Source organism: Paracoccus halophilus, from assembly GCF_000763905.1.
In the GTDB taxonomy this organism is placed as follows: Bacteria; Pseudomonadota; Alphaproteobacteria; order Rhodobacterales; family Rhodobacteraceae; genus Paracoccus; species Paracoccus halophilus.
In genome coordinates this window covers 1-11,246 of the sequence record NZ_JRKN01000052.1, presented here as the reverse complement: position 1 = coordinate 11,246, position 11,246 = coordinate 1, and the positions used below count along the sequence as shown (strand labels likewise).

Here is an 11,246-nt window from a genome sequence, read left to right as displayed (position 1 = left end):
CTCAAAAATCCCATGTCAATCACTCCATATCTCCCCGACCGAATCCGTCAGGGCAACGTGTTCACATGGGTCAATTCTCAGTGGAAATTCGGGAGGCTACCGGGTCAATTCTCAGCGGAAATCAACACCCAGGCGCTGTTGTCATCTGCTGCGTTACTGTGCCGCCCGCCTTCGCGCGTGAGATCGGCGCAAGGCTGGCAAAACAGGGCGTGCATTTCCTGGACGCGCCGATCTCGGGTGGCTCTGTCAAGGCCGCGCAGGGTAAGCTTGCAATCATGGCCTCGGGGACTGAAGCGGCCTTCACCGCCGCGCGCCCGATGCTGGATGCCTGTGCCGAGACGGTCTTCGAGATGGGCGACAGCCCCGGCATGGGCTCGGCCATGAAAGCCGTGAATCAGATGCTGGCGGGCACCCATATCGCCGCCATGGCCGAGGCGATCACCTTCGGCATGACCCAGGGCATCGATCCAGAGACATTTCTCAAGGTGATCCCAAATTGCGCCGGCACAAGCTGGATGCTGGAAAACCGTGCGCCCCATATTGTCGCGGGCGATTACACGCCGCATTCGGCGGTCGATATCTGGCCCAAGGACCTGGGGATTGTGCTGGATGCCGCACGGGCATCAAATTTCGCAGCCCCGCTGACGGCGGCCGCCCTTCAGCAATTCATCGCTGCCTCAGGCATGGGGTTGGGACGCGAGGACGATGCAGCCGTGGCAAAGGTCTATGCCCGAAATGCAGGGATGGTCCTGCCTGCGGCCTCTTCAGGCGAGGACCGCTAGGATGACCACTTTCTTCGGCGCAATTGCCGACGACCTGACTGGCGCGACGGATCTGGCCGGGCTGCTGGCGCGATCCGGCGTGCCGGTATCGTTGCGCATGGGCGTCCCGCCGCAGGCGCCAAAGAATACCGCCGCTCTGGAGATCATTGCACTTAAATGCCGCACTGCCCCTGTCGAGGACGCGGTGGCGCAGACGCGCGCGGCATTGGAGTGGCTGCGGCGCGCCGGCGCGCAAAGGTTTTTCTGGAAATACTGCTCGACCTTCGACTCGACGAAAAAAGGCAATATAGGTCCGGTCGCCGAGGCGCTGATGCGGGACCTCGGCACCGAGCAGACGACTTATTGCCCCGCCTTTCCCGAAAACGGGCGCAGCATCTTCATGGGAAACCTGTTCGTGGGAGAACAGCCGCTGGCTGAAAGTCCGATGAAGGACCATCCGCTGACACCGATGCGCGATTCGAATCTGATGCGCCTGCTTGCGACGCAGGTGACGGGACGCGTCGGACTGGCGAACCGCCTGACCGTCGCGAAAGGAGCCGAGGCACTGCATGCGCGGCTGTCAAGTCTGGCCGCCGAAGGGGTGGCACATGTGATTCTGGATGCAGTCGCAGACGAGGACCTGCATGTGATTGCGCAAGCCTGCGCCAATATGGTGCTGACGACCGGAGGCAGCGCAGTGGCGATGCCTCTGCCCGGGCTGTGGCGCGACCAGGGCCTTATCACAGCCACGCCCCCGGCAGCAGCGGCGCGCTTCGAGGACGGCCCGGCCATAGTGCTGTCTGGAAGTTGCTCGTCGATGACCAATCGGCAGGTTGCGGATTTCCTGCAGGCTGGCCATCCGGCCTATCGCCTGGACCCTGTCGAACTGAACCGGAATGGGGCGGGCGCGGCACAGGCCTGGCTGGCAAGGCAGGACCCCGGCGTCACCCCCCTGATTTATGCCACGGCCGAGGCTGATCAGGTCCGAATTGCTCAGGATGAACTCGGGCGCGATCGCGCGGGCGAGGTGGTCGAGCAAGCACTTGCTGCCTGCGCCGTGGCTGCGCGTGACGCCGGCACGCGGCGTTTTGTCATCGCCGGCGGCGAAACATCGGGCGCGGTCGCCAAGGGGCTTGGGATCGACCGTCTGAATATCGGGCAGGAGATCGCCCCCGGCGTTCCATGGTGTTTCGCCGAAAGTGCCGGCATGCACATCGCGATCACGTTGAAATCGGGTAACTTCGGCGCGCCGACATTTTTCAAGGACGCGCTGAGGGTTCTGGGCAATGACTGAGGAAGCGCGCCTCCGTGAGCAGATATGCCTGTTGGCCAGGTCGATGTTCGACCGTGGCCTTACCGGCGGATCGACGGGGAATATCTCGGCCCGGACGGGGGATGGGGGCCTGCTGGTTTCGCCCACCGGATCCTGCTTCGGACGGCTGGATCCGGCGCGGCTGTCACGATTCGACACCAGCGGCAATTTCGTTGAGGGCGACAAGCCTACCAAGGAAATGCCATTGCACAGCGCATTCTACGACACCCGCAGTCAGACGGGCGCTGTCGTCCATCTTCATTCGTGCCATTCCGTCGCGCTATCGATGCTGCCTGACGCCGATGAGGATAGTTTCCTGCCGCCACTGACACCCTATGCGATCATGCAACTCGGCCGAGTCAAGCTGTTGCCGATCTTCCGCCCCGGCGATCCGGCAATGGGCGAGGCGGTGCGCGGCCTTGCCGGCAGGCGCAGTGCGGTGATGCTGGCCAATCATGGCCCCGTAGTTGCCGGCAAGGATGTTGCGGCCGCCTGCTACGCCATCGAGGAGCTTGAGGCTACGGCCCGGCTGGCCCTGCTTACGCGCGGACTTGATCCGCGGATGCTTGACGCGGGTCATATCCGTGACATCGTTACGATCTTCGATATCGAGTGGGACGTATGAAGTTTTCCGCCAATCTCGGTTTTCTGTGGAACGACCGCCCACTGCCCGACGCGATACGCGCAGCCGGTGCAGCGGGGTTCGGGGCAGTCGAATGCCACTGGCCCTACGATATTCCCGCCGCCGATACCCGCGCCGCGTTGGAGCAAACGGACCTGCCGATGCTTGGCATCAACACCCGGCGCGGCAATGTAGCGATCGGCGAGAATGGTCTATCGGCACTGCCCGGCCGCAGAAGCGAGGCCCGCGCCGCCATCGATGAGGCGCTGGATTATGCCCGTGCAACCGGCACGCTGGCGATTCATGTAATGGCCGGCAACAGCAGCGGGCCGCTCGCCCGCGCCGCCTTCATCGACAACCTCGGCTATGCCTGCGCGGCGGCTGCCAGGCACGGCATCACCATTCTGATCGAGCCGCTGAACCCCTACAATGCGCCGGGCTATTTCCTGAACACCACCGGACAGGCCGCCGACATCATCCGCACTGTTGCAGCCCCAAACCTGCGCATGATGTTCGATTGCTACCATATCCAGATCATCGAGGGCGACGTGATCCGACGCCTTGCCGCAACTCTGGATCTTGTCGGCCATATCCAGATCGCTGCCGTGCCTGACAGGGGCCCACCCGATCATGGAGAGTTGAACTATGACCATGTGCTGCGCGAGATAGCCGCGCTCGGCTGGGACCGCCCCATCGGCGCGGAATACCTGCCGGAAGGTAGAACCGACGACAGTCTTGGCTGGATGAAACGCTTCGCCTGATGCGAAGCCAGATGCAATTGGGAGAGGAAGATATGGGAGAAACTCCGGTGATCGGCTTTATCGGTCTTGGCTTCATGGGGCACGGCATGGCCAAGAACATTCGCCAGGCCGGCTATGATCTGTGGGTACGCGGCCGCAGCAACCGCACCCCCATCGACAGCCTTGTCGGCATGGGCGCGAAAGAGGCCGAAAGCCCGCGACAAATGGCCGAGGTCTGCGACATCATCCATATCTGCCTCTCGAACTCGCCGCAGATCGAGGCGGTCATGCATGGTCCAGACGGCATCCTGGCGGGTGCGCGCTCGGGACTGGTGGTTATCGACGCCTCGACCGCCGATCCCGCCTCGACCGAAGCCTTGGCCGCCGAACTGGCCCTGAAAGGCGGAAGTTTCGTCGATGCACCCCTCGGCGGCACGCCGGTGCAGGCGGAGGCCGGAGAGTTGATCGCGATGGTTGGCTGCGACGAGGAGGTGCTGGAATATATCCGTCCGGTCCTTGAATGCTGGGCCGGTTCGATCACACATATCGGGCCGGTCGGCGCGGGCCACAAGATGAAACTCCTGATGAATTTCATCGGCCTGTCTTACGGCGCGCTTTATTCCGAAGTCGCAGTACTGGGCGCCAAGGTTGGTATTGCGCCCGAAACGCTGCGCCGCGTGATCGCCGCCAGCCGTATGGGTAACGGGTTCTTCGATACCTTCATGGCATATGTCGTCGACCGCAACCGCGATTCGCACAAATTCTCGATCGAGAATGCGGCCAAGGATTTAGGCTATATCAATGACATGGCAGGAAATGCCGATGTAATGAACATAATGGCCGGCGCGGCCAGGCAGTACTATACCCATGCCATGGCGACCGGGCACGGTCAGGATTATGTCCCGTATCTGAGCGACCTTGTCGCAGCGTTGAATGGTGTCGACCTAGCCAGATTTGGTGAGACCGATTGAAACGGCACTATCCGCCCCGGCCGCGGCGGCCCTTGGGCTGTCGCTTTCCTTCGCAAGTACTCTTGCACAAGATGGATAGCTTAAAGGACATATTCACACCGCAGCCCTAGCAGGAAAATCCGTGTTGCCGCCCGACGAAGAAAAATACCGCGCGCCTGCGCTCGACAAGGGCCTGGATATCCTCGAACTTCTCGCCTCGACGGATGATGGGCAGACGCAGGCAGAAATCGCAAACCTTCTGGGGCGAACCACGCCCGAGATATTCCGGATGCTGGTGGTGCTACGGCGGCGCGGTTATGTCGAACTGGGCCATGACGATCGCTACCGGCTGACGACCAAGATGTTCGAGGTCGCGCATCGTCACCCCCCCATCCGCCGCCTGACCACCATCGCAGGAGATGCGATGCAGCGGCTGGCCAACCAGATCAACCAGTCCGTCCATATGTGCATCCTGCAATCCGGACGGCTTCTGGTGATCGCACAGGCGGATTGTCCCGACAACAACCTGAACACGGTGCGCTTGGGCGCGCAGATACCCATTTACGATTCCGCCTCGGCACGGGTTTTGGCCGCGTTGATGGACGAGGCATCGCTGGAGAACCTGCTGAGGATGGCCGGCGAGCGGAACTCGGAACGCCGTGACCGGTTTCTGGCCGATTTGCCGCGCATCCGAGAAACCGGTTATTGCGAAGGTGCATCGCTAACGATTCAGGGTGTGACCAACCTCTCGGCCGCCGTGGTCGACTATACCGGCAAGCCCATCGCGGCGATGACGACACCGTTTATACATCGCCTGACCGGCCCGACGAATGCCACCGTGCCTCAAGCGCGTGAGGCTCTTGTTCTGACCTGTCAAGAGTTATCCCGGCGAATGGGGGCGGGTGCCGCTGCGCTCTGATATGCGAGATATTACCTTTCATTATACCCAGGATTTCATCCAGGGTGTAATGAAATTACAATATAATCAGTATGTTATTTGTGTATGTCGCGCGTTTTCGCTGGATAGGTCGCGTGAGTTCAGCGAAACATATTTGACCGAATATTTCTCATATGAAATTAGATTTCTTATAAGAAATTGACGCGCAGCGGGCATAGGAGGAACCGGTTCGACATGATGCGTTTCGAAGGAAAAGCCATTCTGGTTACGGGGGCAGGAAGCGGTATCGGCGCAGCCTGCGTGCGACGACTCCACGACGAAGGCGCGATCGTGATCGCGCTCGATGTCACGCAAGAGGGCGTGGACGCGATTACCGGCGAGATCGGCGGCGACCGGATCGAGGGCGCCGTTCTCGACGTTTGCAACGCCGGCGCGGCGCGGCGCTTGGTGCAGGATGCCCGCGAGCGCCATGGCGGTTTGCACGGTTTGATCAATTGCGCGGGGATCACCGGCGCAGGCAGCATCGTGGATGTCGATCCTGAGGCGCATCGCAAGATCATGGCGGTTAACCTCGACGGCACGATCAATATGTGCCAGGCCTTTGTCCAGGCGGTAAAGGAAGATACCGTCCCGCGTGCGATCGTGAACATTTCGTCCGGCGCGGGCGTACTTGGGGTGCCGAACCGGCTGTCCTATGTTGCATCGAAATTCGGAATTTCGGGGATCACCCGTTCCATGTCACCTGAACTGGGGCCGCTGGGCATACGTGTCAACGCGGTCGCCCCCGGCATGACCAAGACGCCGCTGGTCGAATACATGCTGAACGACCCCGCTGCTGTCGAACGCATCAACGCCGCCCATCCCATTGGACGGATCGGCGAGCCGCATGAGATCGCGGCCGTCATCGCGTTCCTGCTGACCGAGGACGCAAGCTTCATGACCGGCGCCATCGTGTCGGTGGATGGCGGCCAGACAGCCTGCCTGTAATTCTTGGCAAAATGACAATGGAAGCGACAATCGCGATGAATGATATGTCCCCGCTCCCCCGCGACATTTCGCACGAATTCGCCGCTTTCGCGGCAAACACCAGGTTCGAGAATCTGCCAGAAGGTGCTGTCGAGGCTGCAAAGAAGAGCCTTCTAGACACTCTGGGCGTGATGCTGGCCGCGAGCGGAATGGAGCCGGCAATCCAGCCGATCCTTGGCTTGGTGCGCGAAAACGGCGGCACCCCAGAGGCAACGGTCCTGAGTTTCGGTGACCGCCTTCCGGCCGGAGCCACCGCTTTTGTGAACGGCGCCATGGCGCATGGGTTGGACTTCGACAGCCAGACGCCCTGGGGCGCACATTGTGACAGTTCGATCATTCCCGCAGTGCTGGCAGTCGCCCAGAAAAGGGGGCATGTCAGCGGGCAGGACATGATCACCGCCATTGCTGTCGGGCAAGAACTGTTCATCCGCCTGCGCTGCAATGTCGGCTGGCACATGGACTGGAACCTGTCCACGGCGATAGGCTGTTTCTCGGCAACCGCGGCTGCAGGCCGGGTCATGGGGCTCAATCCTCGCCAGATGGCACATGCACTGGGTATTGCCAGCATGCAGTCCAGCGGAACGATGGAACAAATCTTCGGCACCGGCAGCGACCTGCGGGGAATGTATGCGGGCTTTACCGCACAGGGCTGTGTGAATGCCGTCCTGCTGGCGCAGCGAGGCATGACCGGCATCAATCGTCTATTCGAGGGCGAAGCCGGTCTGTTCCAAGTTTATTTCAACGGTGAATTCGACCGCTCGAAGATGCTGGACGGATTAGGCTCGGAGTATCTGAGCGCGGGCATGCTGTATAAATACTGGCCGGCGGTGGGCAATGCGCACACCTATATCCACGCCGCCATCGAACTGATGCGCGAAAACGAGATAGCGCTGGACGAGATCGCCGAGGTCAAGGTTTTTGTCGGCGATTTTCAGCAGCGTATGTGCACCCCGCTGGATCAGCGTCAGGTGCCGGGCACTTTGGTCGACGCCAAGTTCAGCCTGCCCTTCCTGGTCGCGCTGTCCCTTGCCAAAGGAGGAATGGAGATTTCGGACTTCTCGGGCGCAGCGCTGACGGATGCGGCAGTCCTGGCGCTTGCGAAAAAGGTGGTGCCTGTCCCGGACCCAAGCTTCAACTGGACCGCAAAACTTCCGGACGGAAAGATTGAAGTCTCGATGAGAGACGGGCGCCGCATCGAACGGCTCGGCGCCGATGTTCCGGGCGCGGCTACGAAGCCGCTGAGCTGGGATCAACTGGAGGAGAAATTCGCTGCCTGCGCCCGCGCCGCCAGCAAACCCGTCACCGCTGCAAATATCGAAACGGTTCAACGGACAGTACGGTCGCTGGAAGACTGCGCCGACATAGGCGCAGTGATCACTGCACTTTCCTGAACCCGCCTGCCGGACGGGCCCGACGGCCTGACCGGGCATCACAGAACGCAGACAGCGAAGGAGGAGGTCGCTCGATGTCGAATATCGAAAAGATATTGTCGCTGATGGCAAAGGCGCTGATGTGGGTCAGCGGCATCTGCCTCGTCGCGATGATGCTGCATGTCTGCCTTGACGTGGCGGCGAAGAACATGACCGGCCGGCCAGTTCCCGGCACGGCCGAGATCGTCGCCCGCTATTACATGCTGGCGGCGGTATTCCTGCCCCTGCCGTTGGTGGAGTTGCGCAACAACGCCATTGTCGTCGATCTGTTTTACGACATGTTCGGCCCGGCAGTACAAAAGCTCTGCATGGTAATCGCCTACCTGGGACAGACCGCGTTCTTCGGCCTTCTGGCCTACAGGTCCTTCTGGGACGCCATCGATTCCTATCACAAGGGAGAGTTCGTCGACGGGCAGGTCCCGATCATAGTCTGGCCGGCTGCATTCTTCCTGCCGTTTGGCTTCGCGCTCGCATTTCTGGTCAGCCTCTTGCGGGTGGGCCAGGTCCTGACCCGCAACGACTGGCGCGGCATCGTTGCACCTCATCCATCGGATGACGCCGTACCCGGTCAGCAGGAGGGCATCTGACATGGACCGTATCGAGGTCGGAATCGCTGGCATCGTGGCCGTGCTGGTCCTGCTGATGATGCGGATGCAGGTTGGGGTCGTGCTTGGCATCGTGTCCTTCATCGGCATCAGCGTCATCACCAGCACCGGGGCCGCATGGGGGATCCTGACGGCAATCCCCATGAACTTCGTCGCGAACTGGAGCCTCAGCGCCGTTCCGATGTTCCTGCTGATGGGCTTTATCGCCGCGCAGGCAGGACTGACGAACGGCCTGTTTTCCAGCGCAAAGATATTCATCGGCCGGATACCCGGCGGGCTTGCATCGGCCACGGTTCTTGCCTCTGCCCTTTTCGCCTCGTCTTCAGGCTCCAGTGTCGCGACGGCCGCAGCCTTTTCGCGCATCGCGGTGCCCGAGATGCTCAAGGCGAATTATAAGCCGTCGCTGGCCACCGGATCGGTGGCGGCTGCCGGCACGCTCGGCTCGATGATCCCGCCCAGCATCCTGATGATCCTCTATGGCATCTTCACCAATACCTCGATCGGGCAATTATTCGTAGCGGGCATCCTGCCCGGGATCCTCTCGGGCCTGGCCTTCATCGTGATGATTACCCTTCGCGCAATGATCGACCCCAGCCTTGCGCCGGCCTACAAGGGCGTCCATACGCGCCAAGAGATCTGGGGCCATCTGCGCGACATGTGGCCTCTGCCGATCCTGATCATCGGTGTTCTGGGCGGCATCTTCTCGGGCGTTATCACGCCGACCGAGGCCGGGGCCATCGGCGCTTTCTGCGCCGTCCTGATAGCGCTCGCGCGCCGCTCGCTGTCTCGCCGTGACTTTGCCCGCGCCATTATCGCCACGGCCGAGGGAACCTGCACCGTGTTCATCATCGCCATAGGCGCGACCATGTTCTCGGTCTTTTTGGGCCTCACGACGCTGCCGATGGTCTTCGCGGATTTCCTGCTAGGCAACGTGTCCTCGACACTGGCAGTTATCGCCGCCATCGCGGTGCTTTACATCGTGCTCGGCATGTTCGTTGAAAGCCTGGCGATCATGTTGCTGACGATCCCGATTATCGATCCAGTGCTTCAGGGTATGGGCGTTAACATGGTCTGGTTCGGTATCATTGTCATCAAGCTTCTCGAAATCGGCCTGATTACGCCCCCGGTCGGACTGAACCTTTTCGTGGTCAAGAGCGCCCTGGGTGCGCAGGTGTCCCTGACCGAGGTAATCCGCGGAGGCGCATGGTTCGTCGCGACGGATTTCATCACCTTGCTGCTCATCGTGCTGGTGCCGGCGATCAGCCTGTTCCTGCCCGCCATGATGGGCTGAGCGATCACCGCAGAAACTGCAACATGGAGGAAAGAATGACGATCAAACCAATGCTCAAGATCATGGCCGCTGGCCTTTGCCTTTCCGGGGCGGGGGCACGGGCCGAGACCTTCCGGGCCGCGACTTTCAACGCGGCCAACTCACCGGTCGCTGCGTTCATCGACGATTTTGCCGCTGATGTCGCGGAACGTACCGGCGGCGAAATCGAGTTCGAACTTTTTGCTGGTGGCTCCCTGCTGCCGGGTGAGGGAACGCTGGTCGGGCTCCAGCGCGATGTCGCACAACTCGCAAATATCAACGCGTCGCAAATCCCTTCCGACATGCCTTACGACAATGTCATCTCGGATCTCGGCTTCATCGGCGACGACCAGATGGCCCTCGCCTTCGCGACAACCGAACTGCGCTTTTTCAACGAACAGGCGCAGCAGGAAATCCAGCGCAACAACCTGGTCTTTGCCAGCGGCAACACGATCGGAATCTGGAACATCATCTGCCGCGAGCCGATCAGCAGCCTGGCCGAGTTGAAGGGTAAAAAAATCCGTGGCACGGGTGGTGCGCAGATCGCGTTCATCGAGCATATCGGTGGAACCGTCGTCAGCGTGCCTCCGACGGAAATCTATACAGGTTTGCAGCGCGGATCGCTGGACTGCACGGCGGGAAGCCCCGAATTCCTGACCGTGTTCTGGCGGCTCAGCGAGATCGCAAAATCGGTCTATCTGTTGCCCTTGGGCTCGCTGCCGACGGGCGGGTACTACTTCAGCGAGTCGTTCTGGCAGGATCGCAGCGTCGATGAAAGGCGCGCCATGCTGGGCGCGCTCTCGCGCAGCACTGCAAAAAGCCTGATCGAATGGTCTGACCTGATCGACGAGGCTTTCGAGACTGCGCGGCAGGAGAATATTGCGCTGACCGAGCCAACCCCGGAAGACATGGCTACGTTAACTTCCTTCAGCGACGACTTCGTCGAGAATCTCGCCCAGGCTGAGATAACCAAGCGCAACATCGATGATCCGACTCCCCTGATCGAGGACATGGTCCGACTGGTGGACAAATGGAAAGGTTTGCTGGCTGGAATCGACACCTCCGACGTGGATGCGGTCACCGCACTCCTTGACCAGGAAATCTATGGCAAGATCGATGTCGAAACCTACGGCATGAACTGACGATCTGCGCAATCTCCGCCCGGCATAAGCGCAACGCTATGCCGGGATCATATAATCCAGCGCCAAACAGTAGAAACTCTTACCGAAATATAGTTCATATATTATATTTCGGCATTTCAATAAATTTCTGATTATTCCACTCTGAACAACTCACATCTCATTGATTTCAGGCGATGAAGCTGAGGAATTGCTCGCCTTGATCTGCAGGGTTTCTTAGGCTCCAGACTCGTTAACTTTCATAGCCAGAAGAGGACAGTTGCGGCGAGAGCGATGGCCGAGAAGAAGGTTTCCGGGCATCTGTCGTAACGGGTTGCCACGCGCCTGCAGTCCTTCAAGCGTCCAAACATGATTTCGATGCGGTTGCGGCGTTTGTATCGGCGCTTGTCATATTTGACTGCCTCCTTACGGGATTTCCGGCCGGGGATGCAGACCTTTATCCCCTTGTCTGTCA

12 protein-coding genes are annotated in these 11,246 nt (G+C 60.5%); 11 read left to right on the top strand and 1 reads right to left on the bottom strand.

Going from position 1 to position 11,246, the window contains the following annotated elements:
* The 11 genes from IT41_RS18300 to IT41_RS18250 all read left to right on the top strand — a co-directional run.
* Positions 1-782: NAD(P)-dependent oxidoreductase (locus IT41_RS18300; protein ID WP_197056027.1), on the top strand; the 782-nt coding region annotated here is incomplete at its 5' end.
* A 1-nt stretch (position 783) separates the two neighbouring features.
* Complete coding sequence (gene otnK, locus IT41_RS18295; protein ID WP_036744064.1) at positions 784-2,055, top strand: 3-oxo-tetronate kinase; 1,272 nt, start codon at positions 784-786, stop codon at positions 2,053-2,055.
* Positions 2,048-2,698: a 3-oxo-tetronate 4-phosphate decarboxylase gene (otnC, locus tag IT41_RS18290; RefSeq protein WP_036744062.1), complete on the top strand. Its 651-nt coding sequence runs from the start codon at positions 2,048-2,050 to the stop codon at positions 2,696-2,698. The genes otnK and otnC overlap by 8 nt, the downstream gene beginning before the upstream one ends.
* Complete coding sequence (locus tag IT41_RS18285; RefSeq protein ID WP_036744061.1) at positions 2,695-3,456, top strand: hydroxypyruvate isomerase family protein; 762 nt, start codon at positions 2,695-2,697, stop codon at positions 3,454-3,456. Before otnC ends, IT41_RS18285 begins: the two co-directional genes overlap by 4 nt.
* Before the next feature lie 32 nt (positions 3,457-3,488).
* The gene (locus IT41_RS18280; RefSeq protein WP_036744060.1) at positions 3,489-4,406 is read left to right on the top strand and encodes an NAD(P)-dependent oxidoreductase; all 918 of its coding nucleotides are present in this window, start codon (positions 3,489-3,491) and stop codon (positions 4,404-4,406) included.
* Between the two features lie 121 nt (positions 4,407-4,527).
* A complete protein-coding gene (locus tag IT41_RS18275; protein WP_197056026.1) occupies positions 4,528-5,304 on the top strand; it encodes an IclR family transcriptional regulator in 777 nt (258 codons plus the stop codon).
* Between the two features lie 213 nt (positions 5,305-5,517).
* Positions 5,518-6,270, top strand: coding sequence for an SDR family NAD(P)-dependent oxidoreductase (locus IT41_RS18270; RefSeq protein ID WP_052081776.1), 753 nt, complete (start codon positions 5,518-5,520; stop codon positions 6,268-6,270).
* 17 nt (positions 6,271-6,287) lie between these two features.
* Entirely contained in the window at positions 6,288-7,700 is a 1,413-nt protein-coding gene (locus IT41_RS18265) for an MmgE/PrpD family protein (RefSeq protein ID WP_197056025.1), read from the top strand.
* A 104-nt stretch (positions 7,701-7,804) separates the two neighbouring features.
* Positions 7,805-8,326, top strand: coding sequence for a TRAP transporter small permease (locus IT41_RS18260; protein ID WP_175496462.1), 522 nt, complete (start codon positions 7,805-7,807; stop codon positions 8,324-8,326).
* Position 8,327: 1 nt separating this feature from the next.
* Positions 8,328-9,635: a TRAP transporter large permease gene (locus tag IT41_RS18255; RefSeq protein ID WP_036744058.1), complete on the top strand. Its 1,308-nt coding sequence runs from the start codon at positions 8,328-8,330 to the stop codon at positions 9,633-9,635.
* 35 nt (positions 9,636-9,670) lie between these two features.
* Complete coding sequence (locus IT41_RS18250) at positions 9,671-10,795, top strand: C4-dicarboxylate TRAP transporter substrate-binding protein (protein ID WP_175496461.1); 1,125 nt, start codon at positions 9,671-9,673, stop codon at positions 10,793-10,795.
* 236 nt (positions 10,796-11,031) lie between these two features.
* On the opposite strand, the gene IT41_RS18245 is transcribed toward IT41_RS18250, so the two are convergent.
* The coding region (locus tag IT41_RS18245; protein WP_036743267.1) for an IS5/IS1182 family transposase at positions 11,032-11,246 on the bottom strand (215 nt) is incomplete at its 5' end.

Coding starts and splice junctions, on each gene's coding strand:
- IT41_RS18250 (WP_175496461.1), top strand. CDS start 9,671: ATGACGATCAAACCAATGCTCAAGATCATGGCCGCTGGCCTTTGCCTT.
- otnK (WP_036744064.1), top strand. CDS start 784: ATGACCACTTTCTTCGGCGCAATTGCCGACGACCTGACTGGCGCGACG.
- otnC (WP_036744062.1), top strand. CDS start 2,048: ATGACTGAGGAAGCGCGCCTCCGTGAGCAGATATGCCTGTTGGCCAGG.
- IT41_RS18280 (WP_036744060.1), top strand. CDS start 3,489: ATGGGAGAAACTCCGGTGATCGGCTTTATCGGTCTTGGCTTCATGGGG.
- IT41_RS18270 (WP_052081776.1), top strand. CDS start 5,518: ATGATGCGTTTCGAAGGAAAAGCCATTCTGGTTACGGGGGCAGGAAGC.
- IT41_RS18260 (WP_175496462.1), top strand. CDS start 7,805: ATGGCAAAGGCGCTGATGTGGGTCAGCGGCATCTGCCTCGTCGCGATG.
- IT41_RS18265 (WP_197056025.1), top strand. CDS start 6,288: ATGGAAGCGACAATCGCGATGAATGATATGTCCCCGCTCCCCCGCGAC.
- IT41_RS18285 (WP_036744061.1), top strand. CDS start 2,695: ATGAAGTTTTCCGCCAATCTCGGTTTTCTGTGGAACGACCGCCCACTG.
- IT41_RS18255 (WP_036744058.1), top strand. CDS start 8,328: ATGGACCGTATCGAGGTCGGAATCGCTGGCATCGTGGCCGTGCTGGTC.